19 protein-coding genes are annotated in these 20,016 nt (G+C 46.0%); 10 read left to right on the forward strand and 9 right to left on the reverse strand.

Translation table 11 applies throughout. From position 1 onward, the window contains the following. Nucleotides 1–24: 24 nt before the first annotated feature. Complete coding sequence (gene lgt / locus QUA23_RS00345) at nucleotides 25–918, reverse strand: prolipoprotein diacylglyceryl transferase (protein ID WP_333072676.1); 894 nt, start codon at nucleotides 916–918, stop codon at nucleotides 25–27. A gap of 405 nt (nucleotides 919–1,323) precedes the next feature. On the opposite strand from lgt, the gene QUA23_RS00350 reads away from it, so the two are divergent. Both QUA23_RS00350 and rlmN read left to right on the forward strand, forming a co-directional pair. Next, nucleotides 1,324–2,394 (forward strand): acyltransferase, encoded by a 1,071-nt coding sequence (locus tag QUA23_RS00350; protein WP_333072678.1) that lies wholly within the window; start codon nucleotides 1,324–1,326, stop codon nucleotides 2,392–2,394. Nucleotides 2,395–2,505: 111 nt separating this feature from the next. After that, the gene (gene rlmN, locus QUA23_RS00355; RefSeq protein WP_333072679.1) at nucleotides 2,506–3,615 is read left to right on the forward strand and encodes a 23S rRNA (adenine(2503)-C(2))-methyltransferase RlmN; all 1,110 of its coding nucleotides are present in this window, start codon (nucleotides 2,506–2,508) and stop codon (nucleotides 3,613–3,615) included. A gap of 329 nt (nucleotides 3,616–3,944) precedes the next feature. On the opposite strand, the gene QUA23_RS00360 is transcribed toward rlmN, so the two are convergent. From QUA23_RS00360 to QUA23_RS00370, 3 genes are all read right to left on the reverse strand, one after another. Then, complete coding sequence (locus tag QUA23_RS00360) at nucleotides 3,945–5,054, reverse strand: class I SAM-dependent methyltransferase (RefSeq protein ID WP_333072680.1); 1,110 nt, start codon at nucleotides 5,052–5,054, stop codon at nucleotides 3,945–3,947. Continuing rightward, nucleotides 5,047–5,718, reverse strand: coding sequence for a phosphoribosylglycinamide formyltransferase (purN, locus tag QUA23_RS00365; RefSeq protein WP_333072681.1), 672 nt, complete (start codon nucleotides 5,716–5,718; stop codon nucleotides 5,047–5,049). The genes QUA23_RS00360 and purN overlap by 8 nt, the downstream gene beginning before the upstream one ends. A 129-nt stretch (nucleotides 5,719–5,847) precedes the next feature. Then, nucleotides 5,848–6,423, reverse strand: coding sequence for a GNAT family protein (locus tag QUA23_RS00370; RefSeq protein WP_333072683.1), 576 nt, complete (start codon nucleotides 6,421–6,423; stop codon nucleotides 5,848–5,850). A gap of 59 nt (nucleotides 6,424–6,482) precedes the next feature. Here QUA23_RS00370 and QUA23_RS00375 point away from each other — a divergent pair, with 59 nt between their 5' ends. Next, a complete protein-coding gene (locus QUA23_RS00375; protein ID WP_333072684.1) occupies nucleotides 6,483–7,373 on the forward strand; it encodes a sugar ABC transporter permease in 891 nt (296 codons plus the stop codon). Between the two features lie 111 nt (nucleotides 7,374–7,484). Here the strand turns inward: QUA23_RS00375 and QUA23_RS00380 are convergent, their stop codons facing one another. Then, entirely contained in the window at nucleotides 7,485–8,099 is a 615-nt protein-coding gene (locus QUA23_RS00380) for a DJ-1/PfpI family protein (protein WP_333072685.1), read from the reverse strand. Nucleotides 8,100–8,176: 77 nt separating this feature from the next. On the opposite strand from QUA23_RS00380, the gene QUA23_RS00385 reads away from it, so the two are divergent. Beyond that, on the forward strand, nucleotides 8,177–8,536 hold the full coding sequence (locus tag QUA23_RS00385) for a hypothetical protein (protein WP_333072687.1): 360 nt from the start codon (nucleotides 8,177–8,179) through the stop codon (nucleotides 8,534–8,536). 258 nt (nucleotides 8,537–8,794) lie between these two features. On the opposite strand, the gene QUA23_RS00390 is transcribed toward QUA23_RS00385, so the two are convergent. Together QUA23_RS00390 and lipA are read right to left on the reverse strand one after the other, a co-directional pair. Then, nucleotides 8,795–8,941: a photosystem I protein PsaX gene (locus tag QUA23_RS00390; RefSeq protein ID WP_333062195.1), complete on the reverse strand. Its 147-nt coding sequence runs from the start codon at nucleotides 8,939–8,941 to the stop codon at nucleotides 8,795–8,797. Between the two features lie 126 nt (nucleotides 8,942–9,067). Continuing rightward, entirely contained in the window at nucleotides 9,068–10,024 is a 957-nt protein-coding gene (lipA, locus tag QUA23_RS00395; RefSeq protein WP_333072689.1) for a lipoyl synthase, read from the reverse strand. 198 nt (nucleotides 10,025–10,222) lie between these two features. On the opposite strand from lipA, the gene QUA23_RS00400 reads away from it, so the two are divergent. The 3 genes from QUA23_RS00400 (at nucleotide 10,223) to QUA23_RS00410 (ending at nucleotide 13,989) form a co-directional block, all read left to right on the forward strand. Then, nucleotides 10,223–10,777, forward strand: coding sequence for a response regulator (locus QUA23_RS00400; protein WP_333072690.1), 555 nt, complete (start codon nucleotides 10,223–10,225; stop codon nucleotides 10,775–10,777). Nucleotides 10,778–11,063: 286 nt separating this feature from the next. Beyond that, the gene (locus QUA23_RS00405) at nucleotides 11,064–12,158 is read left to right on the forward strand and encodes a PfkB family carbohydrate kinase (RefSeq protein WP_333072691.1); all 1,095 of its coding nucleotides are present in this window, start codon (nucleotides 11,064–11,066) and stop codon (nucleotides 12,156–12,158) included. 76 nt (nucleotides 12,159–12,234) lie between these two features. After that, nucleotides 12,235–13,989 (forward strand): Rieske (2Fe-2S) protein, encoded by a 1,755-nt coding sequence (locus tag QUA23_RS00410; RefSeq protein ID WP_333072692.1) that lies wholly within the window; start codon nucleotides 12,235–12,237, stop codon nucleotides 13,987–13,989. Between the two features lie 42 nt (nucleotides 13,990–14,031). Here QUA23_RS00410 and QUA23_RS00415 read toward each other — a convergent pair whose 3' ends face one another. Together QUA23_RS00415 and QUA23_RS00420 are read right to left on the reverse strand one after the other, a co-directional pair. Beyond that, nucleotides 14,032–15,780 (reverse strand): CapA family protein, encoded by a 1,749-nt coding sequence (locus tag QUA23_RS00415; RefSeq protein WP_333072693.1) that lies wholly within the window; start codon nucleotides 15,778–15,780, stop codon nucleotides 14,032–14,034. Between the two features lie 430 nt (nucleotides 15,781–16,210). Next, nucleotides 16,211–16,435: a hypothetical protein gene (locus tag QUA23_RS00420; RefSeq protein WP_333072694.1), complete on the reverse strand. Its 225-nt coding sequence runs from the start codon at nucleotides 16,433–16,435 to the stop codon at nucleotides 16,211–16,213. A gap of 262 nt (nucleotides 16,436–16,697) precedes the next feature. On the opposite strand from QUA23_RS00420, the gene QUA23_RS00425 reads away from it, so the two are divergent. The 3 genes from QUA23_RS00425 (at nucleotide 16,698) to map (ending at nucleotide 19,981) form a co-directional block, all read left to right on the forward strand. Then, a complete protein-coding gene (locus QUA23_RS00425; RefSeq protein ID WP_333072695.1) occupies nucleotides 16,698–17,891 on the forward strand; it encodes a HEAT repeat domain-containing protein in 1,194 nt (397 codons plus the stop codon). Between the two features lie 107 nt (nucleotides 17,892–17,998). Then, nucleotides 17,999–19,084 (forward strand): glycosyltransferase family 4 protein, encoded by a 1,086-nt coding sequence (locus tag QUA23_RS00430; protein ID WP_333072696.1) that lies wholly within the window; start codon nucleotides 17,999–18,001, stop codon nucleotides 19,082–19,084. A 135-nt stretch (nucleotides 19,085–19,219) separates the two neighbouring features. Then, nucleotides 19,220–19,981, forward strand: a complete 762-nt coding sequence (gene map, locus QUA23_RS00435) for a type I methionyl aminopeptidase (protein WP_006635181.1) — start codon at nucleotides 19,220–19,222, stop codon at nucleotides 19,979–19,981. Nucleotides 19,982–20,016: the final 35 nt, after the last annotated feature.

Raw genomic sequence — 20,016 nt, forward strand, 5'->3', positions numbered from 1 at the left:
AGAGACTAACCTCTCTGGGGTTTTTTATTGATCCTCTGGCAATTTCTGAGTGATCTTTGCCCGATCGCTATTGGGGGAGACAACATCGGGTAAAGGCCGATCGAGCAGATAAAGCCAAGCTAACCCGCCCAAACCTAAAACAATCCCAGTCAAGCTTACCATTTGCGCTGTCCGTAGCGGCCCGAACATCAAACTATCAGTCCGCAATCCTTCAATCCAGACTCGACCGGAACTGTAAGCTGCGATATAAACCAAAAATAAAGCACCAGTTTTCAAGCGAATTTTGCCCTGCAAATCGCGGAAAAACAAAGTCAGAAGCAACCCAAATACTGCCAAATTCCACAGGGATTCGTAGAGAAATGTGGGGTGGAAGTATTCAAAATTAGCGTAAGCGGGCGGGCGGCTGTTTGGGGGAATATAAAGTTTCCAGGGCAAATCCGTAGGACTGCCAAAAGCTTCGGAGTTAAAGAAATTTCCCCAGCGTCCGATCGCCTGACCGAGAATGGCCGAAGGTGCGATTAAATCTGCCAATTGCCAAAAAGAAACTCGCTGGATTTTCGCAAAAATTAAAGCTGCGATCGTGCCACCCAAAATCGCCCCGTGAATGGCAATTCCGCCTTTCCAAATCGCAATAATATCCTCTGGCCTCTGGGCGTATTGCTGCCACTCGAAAGCTACGTAATAAATTCGAGCACAGGGAATAGCGCCCAGAACCAGCCAAATTGCCAAATCGCCCAGCAATTCAGGGTTGACGCGGCGTTTTTGGGCCAAGTATTGGGACAGACTCACCCCAATTAAGACGGCAGAAGCTATCAATAGCCCGTACCAGCGGATGGCTAGAGGGCCGAGTTGAAAGATAATCGGGCCTGGCGATGTAAATTGAAACGCTAAGGGCAGCGCAAGAATATTTAGCACCATAAAAGTTGCATTAATTGTGATGGAAAGCAGTTAAATTTTGCATACCCTTTAACAAACTACAGAGTTTATTTTAGGTGGCTGCTGTCATTTATACGCAATTTTTGGGGAATTTTGCCAAAAATTAACTTTGTTGTCGAGATTTTTGTTATTGCAACCTTGTTGACGTGGCACGACGGACTCAAAGGCTACACTCAGAATCACAAAATTACCTTGAAATGCGTCCAGGAATATACAACAGGTTGCAGGTTTATGAAGTACACCCGCTTATCGATCAATTCCCGTCGGGACAAGGCACTGCCGTCTCCATACTGCACTTCATAAACCGGGGATACGCTGTAAGCATCAGTGAGGCTTGACATAAAAAAACTATGGGTGTTAGTATGCACTCATCAAAAAAAAAATATTGTGACACCATCCAAATTTTATATTCCTTCCTTGGACGGAATTAGGACGATTGCTTTTCTCATTGTCTTTTTATCTCATGCAGGGGGCGAGAAGATTTTCCCTGGACCCTTTGGTGTAACAGTGTTTTTCTTTTTAAGCGGATATTTGATCACAACTTTGCTGAGACGTGAATATGAACAAAACCAATTCATTAATTTAAAACATTTTTATTTACGACGTATTCTGCGAATTTGGCCTGGGTTTTATCTAGTCTTATTTCTAGCCTCTATCTTGACATGGATAGGTGTACTTGAAGGAGAAATTAAACTACCAGCTTTTTTAAGCCAGGCTCTCCATTATTATAACTATTATGCAACTTTTTTTGTTGATGGTGACGCCGTAGCTCCTGGTAGTGGTGTATATTGGTCTCTGGCGGTGGAGGAACACTTCTACTGTCTTTTCCCTTTTCTCTACATAAGTTTACTCAAAATGCGTGTGAGTCCCCAAAGGCAAATGTTAATTATTTGGGGACTTTGCTTAGCTATTCTAATTTGGAGATGTGTTCTAGTGTTTGGCATGGGAGCCGTTGAAAATAACATCATTTTTTTATCTGATACCAGAATAGATAGTATATTGTTTGGCTGTGCATTAGCGGTCAATGGCAACCCAGTATTAGATCCTCCCTATGGCTCTGATAGACTGTGGAAGTATTTCGTACTACCAGCCGGAATTACTGTAATTATTTTGTCGTTTATATGTGATTCTAGTGAATTTGAAAGTACAGTGCGTTACACTATTCAAGGTATGGCACTACATGGTCTTTTTATTGCTGCTATCCGTTTTCCCGATTGGGGAGTATTTCAAATTCTCAATTGGAATTGGATGCGGTTTATTGGTTTGCTTTCATACTCGCTTTATTTAGTACACCATACTGTAATTAACGCTGTTGATCTTTATTTACCTCAAATTTATGTGGCTTTGCAAGGAGCTATCAGTATGCTGATTTCTATTATATTAGCCTATGCAATGTATAGGTATATAGAACTGCCATGCGGAAAGCTACGCAAGCAGTTGTCATCCTCATCAAGTTAAGTGCCAGAAAATATTTACCAAGTCTATTTTCGCCAATTTCGTCACCGATCGGCGGCCGCTTTGGTCCAGAAGTTTTAATATAGAGGGTGGCTTAAAATTTTGTGATGACCTATGTCTCCTACTTCCGTTTCTCAGGTGTACTCTTCTGGTAATTCCAAGGGTGCGAATCAGTCTCGCAAGACTGCTGCTTTGGCTGTTGAGTCGGGTAAAATTCCGCCCTTGCTGGGGGCGAGTTTAGCTGAGTTAACGGAGTGGGTGCAGCAGCAGGGACAACCGGCTTATCGGGGAAAGCAGTTGTACCAGTGGATTTATGAGAAAGGTGCGCGATCAATCTCTGACATTTCTGTATTCTCGAAACAGTGGCGCGAGACTGTTGCTAAAATTCCGATCGGGCGATCGACCATTCACTATCGATCGGTCGCACCAGACGCCACGGTAAAGTATCTCTTAAAATTGGCAGACGGTCAAATCATTGAAACAGTAGGCATTCCCACCGATAAACGGCTGACTGTGTGCGTCTCAGCCCAAGTTGGCTGCGCGATGGGCTGCGACTTTTGCGCTACCGGAAAAGGCGGTTTCAAGCGCAATTTAGAAAAACACGAAATCGTCGATCAAGTCTTGACAGTACAGCAAGATTTCGGCCGCCGAGTCAGCCACATCGTATTTATGGGAATGGGCGAACCCCTGCTGAATTTTGATAATGTTGTAGCTGCTGTCAAGTGTTTGAATCAAGACGTAGGAATTGGACAGCGAAACATCACCATTTCCACAGTAGGAATTCGCAATCGCATCAGCCAACTAGCCGAACATCAACTGCAAGTTACCCTCGCCGTCAGCCTCCACGCTTCCAATCAAAGATTGCGCGAAGAGTTAATTCCTAGCGCCCGCCCTTATCCTTTGGGTGAGTTAATCGCAGAATGTCGGGAATATGTGCGATCGACTGGACGCAGATTGAGTTTTGAATACGTGCTTTTAGCAGGTGTGAATGACTTGCCGGAACACGCAGCCGAGTTAGCAACTCACTTGCGCGGTTTTCAGTGTCACGTCAATTTGATTCCTTACAATCCGATTCAGGAAGCTGAATACAAGCGACCGACTCCCAATCGAATTAACAGTTTCGTTGCGACTTTGAAGGAAAAGAAAATTGCAGTTAGCGTGCGGTATTCTCGCGGCTTAGAAGCAGATGCAGCCTGCGGACAATTGCGGGCATCCGAGGTTTAGGATTGGATTTTTAACCGCTAAAATTTGTCGTAGGGTGCGTTATACCTGAGATGTTGCACATTCTCAATTAGCCTTTTGCGGGCGGGCAGGATGCCCACCCCACAAGAAAACTCCATCTTTGTGGAACAGGCATCTTGCCTGTTCTTGAGAATGGTGCAAGATGTGAGTTAGACCGCGTTATTTTATCAATCATCGATAAACTACTTTGTGACGCACCATACTAAACTCTTTAAGCTGTTCTGCCTTTAAATTGTCTGTCCAAAAAAATCAAAGTCTTGTGGGGTGGGCGTCTCGCCCGCCCTGAATATACAATTTAAATGCGCGACAGCTTACAAGCGTTTAACAAGTATCCACCGCAACTCTAACGGCGGTGTTTGTTGCACAGAAAATAAATCGCGCCCGCTAGCCCAACTGACAAACCAAGGTGTCGGGGGCCACGCCGAGTCAGGCAAATGTTTTTGTTCGTATTCAATCACAGATTCATCAGAAATAATTTCTAACGGCAAACCCTCTATTGCTGCTTGCAATTCTTGTCTGGTAATCAGATAAGACCAACACAATTCAGACATTTGTTTTGCCATTTCATCGGGTTCGTACCCATCTACAGCTAAGAAAGCACTGAATAAGATAAACCCGCCGCTTAAAACAGCATCTGACATTTTGCCGAGGAACAGGCGGACTTGTTCGAGGTAGCGGAAATGAGAGAGAACTTCGGTAGCAATGGCTAATTTGTACCGATAAGTTTTCATCCTCAATAAAGGATCTAAAACGTCGCCTTGGGTGACATTGATCGGCAAGTTTTCGGCGGTGGCTGCTGCTGATAGTTTCTCGGCAAATATCGGTGTTAGTTCGATCGCATCCACGGAATGGCCTAACCTTGCTAAAGGCAAACTATTGCGCCCTGGGCCGGCACCGACATCTAAAATAGGTGCTTTTTCCGGTTCGCCTAATTCGGCCGCAATGGCGATGACTTTGGCATCGGGATGGCTGCCAAATAAAGGTTCGGGGCGAATATCCGGCCAGCTATGATATTTCTGAGCCATCGATTCGATTTGAATCTTGGTATTCAGAGTAATGCCGCCGGCTAAACCGGTTTGGGAATTGGCTGGAAAGTATGAGACTATTAGATTAGCGTGGGGGGAATTTTTGAATCCTTCTGCTAAGGCGTTGGCGATTAATGTTCGCAAGTTTTCGGCTTGGGCAGCGTCGATGTTTTGTCCGAGAATGTTTAAGAAGTCTGACAGTAATTTAAGATAGTCGTCTAGCATCGATGGCAAGCAAGGCAGATAGAATTCTCCTTTGATGCCGATGCTCTTTTTGAGCCTTTCTTTGAGAATTAATTTCAGGCGATTCGAGTCTGTCAGCGGCGGGCCTGTTTCGGGTGATGCGCTGACGGGCAATGCAGGGATAGATGCGGCACTGGTGAGGTTTTTAGTCACAATATTTTCGATTAGATTCGGCAATAAGTGCGATCGCACCGAGCATAATCTTGTGCTCTTGCACCTGAATTCGAGCGTGCAACGTTTCTGCGGTATCATCAGGCAATACTGGCACCGCAGCCTGCATTAAAATCGGCCCGCTGTCTACTTCTAAACGGGCGATATGCACCGTACATCCGGTGATTTTAACCTTGGCGGCCAGTGCTTGCTCGACGGCGCGAATTCCTGGGAAACTCGGCAGTAAGCTGGGGTGAATGTTAATAACGCGATCGGCAAAAGCATCAAGCAAAACTTTGGTAACAATTCGCATCCAACCCGCCATCACTACCCATTCTACATCATATTCTTGGAAAGTTTTGACAATTTTTGTATCTAATTCTTCACGGCTTTTGCAGTCGCGGTGATTGAGCAGAATCGAGGGAATGCCGTATTTTTCTGCTCTGGCGGCGGCTTTGGCTTCGGGGTTGTTGTAAATTAATACTGGGATTTTAGCGTTGAGTTGTTGATTTTGGATGGCTTGGGCAATTACCTCGAAGTTGCTGCCGCTTCCTGATGCTAAAACTCCTAATTTTAATGGAGGATGGGCCGGAGCGATCGCACTTTTGCCAATCTCAGGAGAAATCAGGCAGGCATTGGAATTAACAGATACTGGATTAGCGGTCATAAAGATAAAAACTATTCACTCGTATTCCACTATAGAGGTAAAGGGTAAGGTGTGCTTCGGCGCACTCTACATGGAGATATTGCGGAAGTCCTAAGTATATTATTTTTTTGCAGACCGACTGATTCACTCCTATTCTACAATATTGTCAAAAAACTCTTCCCTGAGAATCGAGTAAAGTTTTAGATCCCAATATCTGTCTTTCACAAATAGGTGCTGTCGCAATATCCCTTCCAATTGCATCCCCACTTTTTCCATCACCCTAGCTGAAGCAATATTGCTAACTTCACATCGAGCCAAAATTCGATTCAGCAACATCTCCCGAAAACCGAATTCAATAACGGCATTGACAGCCTCGCTCATGTATCCTTCGCCCCAATAATTCCTAGAAAGTGCGTAGCCAATTTCCGCGCGACTGTGCGTCATGCTCCATTCCACAAATCCGCAAGTCCCGATAAACTTTTTATCGGCTTTGTGGACTATTCCCCAATCTACAAGCTCTCGTCTCTTGTACATTTTAGTAATTGACTTGAGAAAGTATTTAGTATCTTCGATAGATGTGTGAGTTGACCACATTGTGTATTTTGACACTTCGGGGTTGCAAGCATATTCAAACATATCGCTAGCATCGTTTAAAGTTATTTTTCTGAGCAGTAACCTTTCTGTTTCTATAGTAGGTAAATCAGCTAATATATCTAGAAGGTTCATTTTGAAATTGACCTATATTGTGATACCATTTAAAACTAAAAGCTAAAATTTAGAAGCCAATGGTTCGGATTAAATTTGGGCGTTTTAACTGGTTGGATAATGATACTATCGCAGCTTGGACTTTCCTGGCCCCAGCTTTGCTATTTCTGGGTACTTTTTTGATTTGGCCGATCGCCTATTTATTTTACCTCAGCTTTACCAGCGGCAGCTTTACCCAGTCGGGAGTGCGTTGGATTGGCTTCAACAACTACTGGCGTCTAGTCACAAACCCGGATTTCTGGCAAATTCTCCAAAATACGCTCTATTTTACTACTGCAACAGTAATTCCCAGTTTAGTGGTTCCATTAGGCTTAGCTGTTTTGCTAAATCGCTCGTTTGCTTGGCGAGGAGCTCTCCGCACCGCTTATTTTATTCCTTCAATTACCTCTTTAGTTGCAGTGGGCTTGGGCTGGCGGTGGTTGTTTCAAACCGAAGGCCCGGTGAATAATGCCCTAAGTGCGATCGGCTTAAATCCAATTCCTTGGCTGAGTAGCACAGTTTGGGCAATGCCAGTGATAATTCTGCTCAGTGTTTGGAAACAATTAGGCTTTAATATGGTAGTATTTTTAGCAGGATTGCAAGCAATTCCGGTAAATCGTTACGAAGCCGCAGAATTGGATGGAGCTAATGCTTGGCAGCAATTTTTGCACATCACTTTACCAGGTTTGCGACCGACTTTAGTATTTGCTACTGTCACTACTGCTATTTTTACCCTGCGGAGTTTCGAGCAAGTTTACGTCATCACCGGCGGCGGTCCTTTGAACTCTACTAATTTGCTCGTTTATTATATTTACGAGCAAGCTTTTTCGCAATTTGATTTTGGCTATGCAGCCGCTGCGGCAACTTTCCTGATGGCTGTAGCTTTGCTATTAGTTTATTTACAACTAAAAGTTTGGGGTGAAGATTCTTAAATTAGGTTATGCGTAGTTTGACGTGCGGGACTTACAGCGGTAAGGTGCGCCGAGGCGCACCCTAAATTTAGAGGTTTTGTGTATGTCCTGAATTAATTGGATTCCCAATTATCAATTCCCAATTTTATATTCCATGTGCTCTGCTGTTTGTTCAGCTTGTGCTGTACCCAAAAGTTTGCCAACAACGTGCAAAGACATATCAATCCCCGCAGCAATTCCCCCAGAAGTGATGATTTTGCCGTTATCTACAAATCGCTGATTTTCGATAATAGTTGTGTTGGGAGCTAATTCTTTCAATAAATCCAATACTTGATGGTGTGTAGTTGCTGCCAAACCTTCCAACAACCCAGCTTTTGCCAAAAGCAGCGAACCCGTACAGACAGAAAGCACTAATTCTGCAGTTGGCGCACAATCTTTTATCCAGTTAATAACTGCTGAATTATCGATTAACTTTCTCGTACCTTGCCCTCCCGGTACAATTAAAATATCCGGTGGCGGACAATCGGAAATCGTGTAGTCGGGATTTACGCTCAAACCGTTGCGGGCGTTGACCGCACCCGGATGTTCGGCTACGGTAGAGACGGCAAAAGGTCGTGAAGCGAAGCTATCCCGAAGGGAATCGCCCTTACTTAATTCTGATGTCACCGAAAACACTTCAAAGGGGCCTGCAAAGTCCAGTACCTCGACATCATCGAACATTAAAATAGCTACGTTCCTAGTTGCCATAAGACATACTTCTGATAGAGGGCAAAATATCAGCGATTTGTTATCGTAGAAATGGTATAATTTAAATCATTAAAGCTATGCCGAAAAATATTCGCCATCGCGCCCTGAAACTCTGTGTTTTGTGTCTGGCTTGTGCCTTAGCAATTGCTGTAGCGCCAATTTTTACACCCGCCCAATCCACAACTCAATTAGAATTTCGCATTACTCAATTAGAACGTCAAATTTCTGAACTCAGAGGACAAATCTACAGTTTGCAGAATCAAGGTTCTAGAGTTACCAGACCTCCGTCTCCTTCCGGTTCTGGTCGGACAAATGGTAGAATGCTGTCGGGAGACCCGCTGTTTGACAATTTAGCAACTTTGGCAATTGAAACTAAGCAAGATGTTATCAAAATTCAAGAGCGGTTGTCAAAGCTAGAATCGTCCAGAAATCGCTAGAGAAGTCATTAGTTAGAAGAAAGAGGGAAGAAGGAAGCCACGACACGGATTTTGACACGGATACAGGGATTAATTATTGAGCAAAAGTCGGAAGTCAGGAGTCAGAAGGAAGAGGGAAAAAGTCAGTAGTCATTAGTTAGAAGAATGAAGTCATATTCTCGCCAACTCCAAACTCCAAACTGTCCCCCTCTCCATCTCTCCCATTCTCCGACGTTGAGGTCGAGAACAGCAGGGTCTGCTAAAAGTTAAGTTGCAGAACTATTCAATGATATGGAAATAAAAGCCTGCAACCACAAAATTGATTGCTAACAGCAAGAGAAACCAGCCTGCGCGAAATGTGTAAGGGAATTTGCCCGTTTTCATCACGGAGTCGGATTTTAATTGGTTCTTCGCTATCTCTGGCATAGGTAAAGCTCCTAATTCATAATGTCACTGTATTTACAAATAGCAGAGAGCGTCGCACTTATGCACAATCCTCTAGAGTTATTTTTTGTAACAAGGAGTTTATACCGAGTTGAATTCAAATTAGTTTCAATCGCTCTCTCCGGCGTGGTAGGAACTGCGGACGAGAGGCCCCGATCGCACGCGCTCAAACCCCATCTCCCGGGCGATCGACCCGAAACGGTCAAATTCGGCTGGCGTCCAGTATTTACGCACTGGGAGGTGCTCTAGAGATGGTCTCATGTATTGACCGAGGGTGAGCCGATCGCACTTGGCATCCCGCAAATCTGTCATCGCTTCGACTATCTCGGCTTCGGTTTCCCCGTGCCCCAACATCAAACCGGATTTGGTGGGAATAGTTGGGTCATATTGCTTAACAATACGCAGAACGTCGATCGAGCGATCGTACTTCGCCCCCCTCCGCACCGGCCCTTGCAATCGGCGCACCGTCTCAATATTGTGGTTGTAACAAGCCGGTTTAGCCTCCACCACCGTGCGAATCCGATCTCGCTGCAACTCATCGAGCCCGAAATTCTCCCCCTCTGAACTCCTGCCCATTCCCCCCCAAAAATCCGGTGTCAGCACCTCCACTTCAGTATCCGGGTTCAGAATGCGGATTTGGGCGATCGTCCTGGCAAACCAACCCGCACCCCCATCCGGCAAATCGTCTCTCGCCACCGAAGTCAGCACTGCATAGCGCAAACCCAACAACTGCACAGCCTCGGCCACCTTTTGCGGTTCCTCCGGGTCGAGGGGCATCGGAGAATGACCTTTATCTACTTGACAAAAAGCACAAGCGCGGGTGCAAGTCGGCCCCATCAACAAAAAAGTCGCCGTTTTTTGGGCGTAACACTCGCCCCGGTTGGGACATCTCCCCTCCTCACAAATCGTGTGAATTTGCCGCTGTTTGATAATTTTTTGCACCTGGGAAAGTTCGCTAGCTTTGCCAACGGGCCTGCGCAACCACTCCGGCATCGCCTCGATTTCACCCCGCATTTGGGCGGCAACTGCTTTGACAGTAGGAGTTTTAGGAGTTTGGGGCGACATAAAATTAAGTGGCGATTGAGTTAATTCCTTCGATCGTATCCGAAATCAAAGCCCCTGAACTTGTAGGAGTATCACCCGAAATCAGAATCGCGCCGAGGTGCAACAAAACTAAACTCGCCCAGAATTATGGGTAGAATTCTGTTAGGGATATACTGAAGGTTGCAAATCATCACTCATTCATTACTGAAGGAGTCAGTCGTGGCTGGTCAAAAAATCTTGGTAATCGATGACAGTAAAGTCATCCGCGTCCGAGTCCGAGAGATGTTGCCTCAGGGTAACTTTGAAGTTCTAGAAGCAAAAGACGGCGAAGAGGGACTCAAACTGATCCGTCAAGCCCGGCCAAATCTAATTATGTTAGATTTCCTACTGCCCAAAGTCAGCGGTTGGGAAGTGTATCAAAAAGTGCAAGCCCATCCTGAGCTTTCTAAGATACCTTTGGTGATCATGTCGGGCCGCGAAGAAGAGGTGATGGAAAAAATTCCGAAACCCTTTGAGAAGCATTTTTTTGCATTCATCGCCAAACCCTTTGAGAAGAAGCAGCTAACCGAGGCAATCAAATCGGCGATGGTACTGGCCAAAAAGAAACCAGTGCCCGAAGCCCCAGCCGCCGCTGCCGCTGCACCCACTGGTGGAGGGGGCGCCGCCGAAATTCAGGCGATGACTGCGAAAATGGCGAAAATGCAAGCGGAAATTGATGCACTCAAAAAACAAATGACTCAGGTGATTACGATCATCAAGCAGAAATTGAAATAATTCTGCTGTTTTTTGAAGGCACTTATGTAGAAGGAAACTTCCACACCGTGAAACGTTCAGTTTAGTCTCAAGGGCTGCGATTTTATCGGCATTTTTTTGCCAAATTGTTTGAGCGAGTGCGATCGCCAATAGCCTGCAACTGGTTTTTCAAAATCCCAGTGAGAAAATCAATTAAAAGTTAAAAATAAAACAAGGGAGGAAATTAATTATTAATTAATATTAGGATTTTTAATTCCCGCTCGCTCCACACTCAATTATCAACTCCTCAGTCTCATTTTTTTGGTTAATGACTAACGACTATTCCGATTTTTTGCCTCAACTGCGTGCCTCAACAGAGCAATTATTGAAAAGATTAGACTGCTTCGATCGAGCGCAGGTATTAGCGATCGGAGATTTGACCTTGGACGAGTTTCTTACCGGACAAGTAGAGCGAATTTCCCGCGAAGCACCTGTGTTGATTTTGCGCTACGAAAATACTCAGCAAGTACCCGGAGGTGGCGCAAATGCTGTCTATAATTTAGCCAAACTGGGAGGCAAAGTAAAAGTTGCTGGTTTGGTGGGAAAAGACGACCAGGGAAAGGCTTTGTGCGGTATTTTTGAGGCGGCGGGAATTGATACGGCTGGCATTTTAATCGATTCGCAGCGTCCAACTGTCACCAAAACTCGAATTTCTGGGCACGCGCGGCAGTCGGTGACTCAGCAAATTGTCCGAGTCGATCGCAAATCGGACGAGTTGCCGGATTTAGATTTGCAGTTGCAACTGGCAGACTACATCCGGCAGCAAATACCGACAGTAGATGCAGTGGTTTGTTCCGACTACGGCGACGGAGTTTTGACAAATTTGGCGATCGAATCGGCAGTGGTTCCCGGCAAAACAATAGTAGACGCTCAAACCAATTTGCAGCGATATTCTGGAGCAATGTTATTTACTCCGAACTTGCCCGAAGCCGAGCAAGCAGTGGGATATGCTATCAAAAACCCTCAAACTTTAATGCAAGCAGGACGCGATTTGTTGAACTTAACTCAAGCTCAAAAAATCCTGATTACTCGCGGCGAAGAAGGGATGACTTTGTTTGAAAGGGCGAACGGCGAAGAAATCAAAAATTCACCTTCTCCAACATCCACTTGTGAAAAGGGGGAATTTGCCATTCAAAGTTGGGACATTCCCCCTTTTAACAAGACTGATGTATTCGACGTAACCGGTGCTGGAGATACAGTCGTAGCAGCAATGACTTTAGCTTTGTGCGTCGGTGCATCCGGTTGGGAAGCGGCAGTTTTGGGAAATTTGGCGGCTAGCATTGTCGTGCGTCAATTCGGTACGGCGACAACGACTGTAGAGGAGATGAAAGAAGCTTTGCGATCGCTGATGAATCTGGAGTAAAGCCAAAATAGAAACCTGCTGGCGATCGATCGAGGTTGAGTTAATCTAGTTTATATATAAATTAGTTTAAAAACTTATGGCTGAGACTTCAGGCTATTACGTTCGCGCAGCGAAACTTGCAGAAGTCGAGACAAATGGCAGCTTGTTAGTGAATTTAGAAAAACACACGATCGCCCTTTTTTACTCAAACGATCGGGTATACGCGATCGACAACCGCTGTCCCCACATGGGTTTTCCCCTCAAGGGCAGCACTTGCAAAGATGGCATAGTCACCTGTCCTTGGCACTACGCCCGCTTTGATGTCGCCAGCGGCGGTACTTTTGACTCTTGGGCCGACGACGTGCGATCGTTCCCAGCGGAAATTCGCGACGGGGAAGTTTGGGTAAATTTAGCACCGCAGCTTGACCCTTACGCCCACCAGCGCCAGCGACTTCAAGATGGTTTAGAACAAGGAATTTCTCTAGTCATCGCCAAGTCAGTGATTGCCTTGCTAGATATGGGGGCAACTGCCAGCGAACCTTTCCAAATCGGATTAGAATTTGGCACCCGCTACAACAAATCGGGATGGGATACGGGCTTATCGATCCACACCTGCTTGATGAATATCCTGCCTTATCTAGATCCAGAAGACCGACCTCCCGCCCTCTATCAGGGACTTTCGGCTGTGGCCCGCGATAGTGCAGGCGCACCTCCTCACTTTGCGGTTCACCCCTTGCCTAATGCTGAGGTTGATGCAGAGACACTCAAAAGCTGGTTCCGGCAATTTATTGAAATCAGAGACAGCGAAGCGGCGGAACGATGTTTGTTGACAGCAGTACGCGCGCCTCTTGAACGAGAACAAATTGCTGATATGCTGTTTGCGGCCGCTACTGACCACCGCTACATTGATGTGGGTCACAGCCTCGACTTTATTAACAAGGCGTTAGAAGCGCTGGATGCAGTGAATTGGCAAGGGGCAGAAACTGTTTTCGCGAGTTTGGTGGCTGGTTTGGCGAATGCGGCGCGCATGGAAGAGTCGAGCTCTTGGCGCTATCCTGTGGATGTGGTGGCAATTTTAGAGTCAGCGATGGCGCAGTTGCCGGCAGCTTTAGAAATGGGCAGATCGCACCGGGGCAATTGGTCGGGAAGAGAACAGTTAATTCCGATGTTGTTGGGCGAAGATGTATTGGCGATCGTCAATGCACTTTTAACTGCCTTGAAAGAAGGTTGTAGCGAAGCAGAATTAGCAAGTGCAGTCACTTATGCTGCGGCCCTCCGCGTAGCCCGGTTTAATACGAATAACGACCACAGCGACTGGAATTCAGCGCACCATCCCTTTACCTTTGCGAATGCGGTGCATCAAGGATTGCGACGATCGCCTTCAATAGAATTGCTGCGGGGAGTTTTCGATGCAGCGATCGCCGTATATCTCAACCGTTTCTTAAATGTACCGCCTGCGCGACTTCCAGAACCAACAGATGTAGTTGAGAATCCAGAGGAATTGCTCAAACAACTGCCAGATTTGTTGGACAGACAGCAACAGGTGAATCAAGTCGGTAAATTAGTTGCAAAATACTTATATAGCGGTGGCAAATCGGAACGGTTGATGGCAGTTTTAGGAAAACTGATGCTGCGGGAAAATCGGGATTTCCACGTTATTCAGCAGGTAGAAGCGGCATTTCGCCAGTATGCTTTATTAGAGAATGCGGGCGATCGCATTGTGGTATTAGTGGCGGCGGCAAGGTATTTAGCCGCCCATGCCCCCACAGTGCGATCGCAAGCACAAACTTATCAGATGGCAGATGGATTGCACCGGGGCGATCGCTTATTTGAGGAGTCGCCGGAAGTATAGCTTCTCGTCATAAGGCACTTCTTCGGTAAATAATTGCCCCGATCATTTCTTGGAAATTATCCCCTTGTCATCAATTTTCAAATCTGTCTTGGGAAAATCGCTTTTTGTCAAACGGTCAATCAACCCCACAGTCCTAAAATTGTTATCAACAGATGGCACACCTCGCCCGTCTAGTTGGATGGGGATAATCTTGCCAGAAACAAAATCCCCTTGCGGAGTCATTTTCACATCCAAAATTAGGGATTTACCGAGTGATCCTGCTGTGGACAAAGTGCGATAACCCAAAAAATTTCCCAAGGAATAAGCAATCAATTTCCCTTTATAAAGTTCCATCGCTCGGGGAACGTGCGGGCCGTGTCCCAAAATTAAATCTGCTCCCGCATCAATCATCGTCCGCGAAAACAAAACCATATTTCCCCGGTTTTCTCCGTAAAAGAACTCAGTTTTATTTCTCACATTGATAGCACCCGTTCCTTCAGCTCCAGCATGAACTGATATCACTACAATATCAGCGTTTTGCTTGGCTTTTTTTACAACTTCGGCTCCCGCTTTCAGTTCCAGCAAAGAATTGTGAACCTCGCCGTAGTTGCTGAAACCGATAAATGCAAAATTCACACCCTTGACATTTTGATAAACAATTTGATCTCTTTTACCAACAGCCTTCATGCCATTGCTGTCGATGTTTTTAATCGTGTCCTTAAATCCCTGCTCGTTAAAATCGTAAGAGTGATTGTTGGCAACACTCAAAATATCAAAACCAACATCTTTGAAGATTTTGGCATAACTCGGAGGCGTCCGAAAGGCAAACAGCATTCGTCCGCCGCCTGCTTTGGAACTGTAAGGATAATCGGTCATCGTGCTTTCAAAATTGCCAAACAGAATATCAGCTCCTTTGAGGTACGGTTTTACCGACTCTAATAACATCTCTTTTTTTGCCGGCAGTTTATTGTAGGGATAATTTGTGCCGGGGATCATGTCACCAACTGCTTTGATGCTGACAGTGGCGGGCACAATGGCAGGTTTTTTGGCAGCCGGGGATGGCGATTTTGGAGCGGGAAGGGGTTTGGCTGCGGCTGCTGGTGCTGGTGTCGATCTCACTTCTTGTACCGCAGGCTTTGACGTTAGAGGGTTATTAGTAGCGGTGGTTGAGGATTTGTAAAGTTGAGAAGCCAGCACAAAGCCGGATATCGGTACGATAATTAGACTCAGAGCAGCGACTGAAAGCCCAGATTTTTTAGTTTTAGTGCGGGCTAACTCTGGCTGCGGTGATTGCTTTTGCTGTTTTTGGTTTGGGGGTTTTGGATTTGGGATTTTAGGGGGTTGGGGCGGAGATTTTTCTGGTATTTGAGTGGGCGCCGTCGTGAGATTTTGAGGTTTTTCTAGCTTGGGCAAAGTCACAGGAATGGGAGAAGCGGCTACACTAGCGGCTACTGCTGCACTCGCAGCTACTGCTGCATTCACGGCCACTAACGGACTCACGGGTTCGGAAGTCAAGCGTTTTTTTAATTCTACCGTCTGAGTCCAAGCGGGCAATTGCTGGCCGCCCTGCCGCCCGTAAATGGTCACTGAGTAAAGGTTATTTGGTTGCAGCCGCTGCAACCCTTTGACTGCGACTCGGAGACAGGCTTCCTCTGCGGGTAAATGTTCTGCTTCCAGTAGCAGGTGCAGGGTGTCATTTTCCCGGCTGGCTTTAGCCGTGACGCCGAAGCTTTGGAGTGCTTGACCGATCAGAAATGCGATCGCCCTGGCATCGCCTTCTTTTGCTAAATTTAAAATATCTTGTTGGCTCACAAACGCCTCTACTCTCACACTAGAAATTTAGCTCGATCTTATATCAAATTTGGCGGCACAGCGTTAAATACCGATTGATTTAACTTAAGTAAGTGGGTACAAATAAACAGAACGTGGGGAGAGGGCGCGTGCGTGAAACGGTCTACTCGCTCTCACTATAGCTCCTAACTAAATCCGACCCTACTTTTACAAGATAGTATGATTTTTGGCGCTGGCTAGCTGAATACAATATTTCCTAACGGTTATCTTAGCCGATCGCCCAAACACTTCTATCCGGCATAATTGCCCCCCTTGAAATTAACATCGGTCAAATCAGCGCTCTCTTTCTTACAGCATTTTTGGTAAATAAAACTGGTTTATGAGCGTCGAGAGTGCGTCCTTGAATGTACGGAAAATATGCGGTTTAGCAGCGAAGAATTAACGAAAAAACCTAGTTTCTCGTTGCCACTGCCAATCCCCCTGTCCCACTGCCGCCCAAATTCAGACAATAACGATCGACCCACAGGCTCGGAAGCTTGTTAAACTCTTGGTCATGCCACGCTATTAGTGAGAAATCGACGGCGAGGGAGCCACAATCGTCTGCTACCGCCCCCGCAGTGCTGCGCTGCTGGGCCTGCACTGCACACTGCACGTAGGTGAAATTAGCTGCAATCAACTTTCAGGATGCCGCTAAAGTCGCGGCCACCGATGTAGTTGTTCGTTTTAAACTAATTAAACTAATTATTTAAAGGAGTTGCACGTCAATGACACAATTGTGCTTGTGAGAGCTGGCTCGATGCCCTTTCAAACCAGGGTTTTTCGCTAGTATGGTGCTATTTGTGAGCTAGTTAAGCCTATAGCAGCTAGGATCGAGCTAACTCAAGGTTAAACTAAAGCTCGTCATGCGGCGTTGCCTCTCAAAACCCGGATTGAGTCTTATGGCGCATTACCGCTCCTTTGTATGTTTGTTCACCTGCATTGCCTGTCTGGGTGCTGCGTTCAGTCCAAGTGCCGACGGAGGGCAACAGGTACTCAATGCCTCTGCGCGTGCTGTTTCCCAAGAAATTGCTCAGGCAAACTCTCCCCCGGACGATCGCCAGGATTCCCAGCCTCCAAAACCTTCTCCAGCGCCTGATAAAAACAAATCTCAGCCGTCCAAAACGTCCAAATCTAATTCTAAGCTCCCGAAATCGGTATCCAATTTGATCGTCATTTTGTCTCGTCAGCGGGGGTTCTTAATGTTGGGTTTGGCAGCAGTTGTCGTCACGGCAGCGGCAGTATTTATCCTGCTCAAATTAGTTAGCAGTGACGAGTCAAATTATTCTAAGCGAAGACGGGGAAGATTTGAGCGCCACAACCAAAAAAACTCTCAATTCACTAATCCCGATTCTCCTACAAACTCGCACGCAATTACACAGCAAGAGGCTTCTTTTGGGCTATCCAAACCGCTCTCAGCCTTGCCCTACCCTTTGGATTTGCCAAAAGACTACAGTATCGAGAACAGCGATCGACCTTTTATCAGGGAATCCGGGGAACCAGAATCCCAGGATGCAGCAGTCGATGGCGATCGAATTAATTCCGACACCTCGCCATTGGAAACTCACAGCAATGGGTACAGCAACACAGGTTTCAACATTCCCGAAACAACTAATCAAGGCGATTCCCTAGCGAGTCGCAAGAAAGATATTGCCCTTCCCGAAACGGATGGTAGACCTAAAGTTGATATTATTGAAGCACTGATTGAAGATTTGCAGCAGCTAAATCCGGCAAAGAGGGGCAAAGCAATTTGGGAACTAGGTCAGCGGGGAGATTCCAGAGCAGTTGAGCCGTTGCTCGATTTGTTACCAAATTCGGACTCGAAGCAGTACAGTTTAATTTTGGCAAGTCTCTCGGAAATTGGCATTCGCACGCTCAAACCAATGAATAATGCTTGGTCTATTTCGCTGCAAAATGAAAATCCAGAAGTGCGTAAAAATGCAATTCGCGACTTGACGCGGATTTACGAATTGGTGAATCAAATCAGTTACTTGTTGCACCGTGCTACGGACGATCCAGATCCCGAAGTTCAGGAAGTTGCTCGCTGGGCAATCAATCAGTTGAATCGCATCCGTCCGCGTTCTGGGAGGGATTAATAAATGTAGCAATTTTTAAATAATTTGAAATTTAAGATTTGAGATGGGAGAATTTATAATTTAGATTATGTTAAAATTAGTGAATGCTGACTAATGACTAATGACTAATGACTAATAACACTTTAAAACTCTTGTTCCTGTCAACTTCGGTCGGTCAACTAGGTTCGGGGTTGGGTGGCGGTGTCGAACTTACAGTCCTGAACATTGCTAAAGAATTGCAGATTCGTGGTTATAAAATAGTAGTTGTAGCGCCGATAGGCTCAGTCTTAGAATCAATTCCAGTAATCGAAATAACGGGTGATTTGCAAGTGACCGCCCAAACACAAGATTACAACGATCCTATTGTGATGCCTGCAGATTCTGTGCTGGCGAATATGTGGGAATATGCTCGCAAAGTTCAGGATGAATGGGATGTCATTGTTAATTTTGCCTACGATTGGCTGCCGTTTTATTTGACACCATTTTTTAGGACTCCGATCGCACATTTGATCAGCATGGGCTCCCTTTCTGCAGCCCTCGATCGCATCGCCGGACAAACCGCCCTCCAGTTTCCTGGTACGATCGGAGTTCACACCGCTTCTCAAGCCAAAACATTCGCCTTTGCCGATGAATGTCAGTTGTTGGGAAATGGCATAGATTTATCCCTGTACGAATTTTGCAACAAACCGCAGTCTAAATTAGCTTGGCTAGGCCGCATCGCCCCGGAGAAAGGCTTAGAAGATGCAGTAGCAGCAGCGAAAATTACAGGCATTCCCCTGAAAATTATGGGCAAAATGCAAGATGAGGATTATTGGCAAAAAATTTGTGCAGATTACCCGGATGCTCCGGTAGAATATTTAGGGTTTCTGACAACAACCCAAATGCAAGAGCAAGTCCGTCAGTGCCGAGCATTGTTGATGACACCACGTTGGGTGGAAGCTTTCGGAAATGTCGCGATCGAGGCTTTAGCGTGCGGTGTGCCCGTGATTGCTTACGAGCGCGGGGGGCCGGCGGAAATTGTTAGAGACGGACTGACGGGCTTTTTAGTGCAGCCTGATAGCGTAAATGGCTTGGTAGGTGCGATCGCCCGCTTAGACCAAATTGACCGCAGCGCTTGCAGGCGACAAGCAGAGGTAGAATATTCTTCAGCAGCTTTGGGCGATCGTTGTGAACACTGGTTCAAATCTATCACTGCTAGTAGGGTTCGTCAGTAATAATACTGGCTAATTTTTAGAAAGATTCGCTGACTGACGCACATTATAAGTTTATTGAGCAGCAGTTCAACTCTATTCTAAAGTTGAGTTAAATAAACTCTTAATCGACCACACAAAAAGAAAAGTGAAAAAACTATGGCAACCGAACGTTTAGTGCTTTTATCCAGTAGAGAAATAGAAAAAATGCGCCAAGCAGGCCGTTTAGCGGCCGAACTTCTTCTACATCTCGAACCAATGGTAAAACCTGGTGTCAGCACTCTAGAAATTAACGACGAAGCCGAACGCTGGACTTTGGCACACGGAGCAAAAAGCGCTCCGCTAGGCTATAAAGGATTTCCCAAATCTCTGTGTGCTAGCGTCAATGAAGTAGTCTGTCACGGCATCCCCAATGCGAAACAAATTCTGAAAGAAGGTGACATTATTAATATTGATGTAACACCTTTAGTTGATGGTTATCATGGCGATACTTCCAAAACTTTTTTTGTGGGTCAACCTTCCCCTGTAGCGAAAAAGTTAGTTGAAGTAACCGAGGAATGTTTAAGAAGAGGAATTGCGGAAGTCAAACCTGGTGCTCGTACCGGCGACATCGGTGCCGCGATTCAAGAATATGCTGAAGCACAGGGTTTTTCGGTAGTGCGAAATTTTGCGGGACACGGGATTCACCGAGTCTTTCACACTGAACCCGAAATTCTGCACTACGGCAAGCGGGGCACGGGAAAAAAGCTCAGACAAGGCATGGTTTTTACGATCGAGCCGATGATTAATGAGGGCACTTGGGAAGTGGAAATTCTCGCCGATGGTTGGACATCTATCACCAAGGATGGAAAGCTTTCGGCTCAATTTGAACACACTCTGGCGGTGACTGATTCTGGGGTGGAAATTCTGACTTTGCCGTAGCAATCATTAACAAAAAATCTGAAAAATTCGCTCCT

This window comes from Microcoleus sp. Pol1C5, from assembly GCF_036701115.1.
Lineage (GTDB): Bacteria > Cyanobacteriota > Cyanobacteriia > Cyanobacteriales > Microcoleaceae > Microcoleus.

Coding starts and splice junctions, on each gene's coding strand:
- lgt (WP_333072676.1), bottom strand. CDS start 918: ATGGTGCTAAATATTCTTGCGCTGCCCTTAGCGTTTCAATTTACATCG.
- rlmN (WP_333072679.1), top strand. CDS start 2,506: ATGTCTCCTACTTCCGTTTCTCAGGTGTACTCTTCTGGTAATTCCAAG.
- purN (WP_333072681.1), bottom strand. CDS start 5,718: ATGACCGCTAATCCAGTATCTGTTAATTCCAATGCCTGCCTGATTTCT.
- QUA23_RS00370 (WP_333072683.1), bottom strand. CDS start 6,423: ATGAACCTTCTAGATATATTAGCTGATTTACCTACTATAGAAACAGAA.
- QUA23_RS00375 (WP_333072684.1), top strand. CDS start 6,483: ATGGTTCGGATTAAATTTGGGCGTTTTAACTGGTTGGATAATGATACT.
- QUA23_RS00380 (WP_333072685.1), bottom strand. CDS start 8,099: ATGGCAACTAGGAACGTAGCTATTTTAATGTTCGATGATGTCGAGGTA.
- QUA23_RS00385 (WP_333072687.1), top strand. CDS start 8,177: ATGCCGAAAAATATTCGCCATCGCGCCCTGAAACTCTGTGTTTTGTGT.
- QUA23_RS00390 (WP_333062195.1), bottom strand. CDS start 8,941: ATGCCAGAGATAGCGAAGAACCAATTAAAATCCGACTCCGTGATGAAA.
- lipA (WP_333072689.1), bottom strand. CDS start 10,024: ATGTCGCCCCAAACTCCTAAAACTCCTACTGTCAAAGCAGTTGCCGCC.
- QUA23_RS00405 (WP_333072691.1), top strand. CDS start 11,064: ATGACTAACGACTATTCCGATTTTTTGCCTCAACTGCGTGCCTCAACA.
- QUA23_RS00410 (WP_333072692.1), top strand. CDS start 12,235: ATGGCTGAGACTTCAGGCTATTACGTTCGCGCAGCGAAACTTGCAGAA.
- QUA23_RS00425 (WP_333072695.1), top strand. CDS start 16,698: ATGGCGCATTACCGCTCCTTTGTATGTTTGTTCACCTGCATTGCCTGT.
- QUA23_RS00430 (WP_333072696.1), top strand. CDS start 17,999: ATGACTAATAACACTTTAAAACTCTTGTTCCTGTCAACTTCGGTCGGT.
- map (WP_006635181.1), top strand. CDS start 19,220: ATGGCAACCGAACGTTTAGTGCTTTTATCCAGTAGAGAAATAGAAAAA.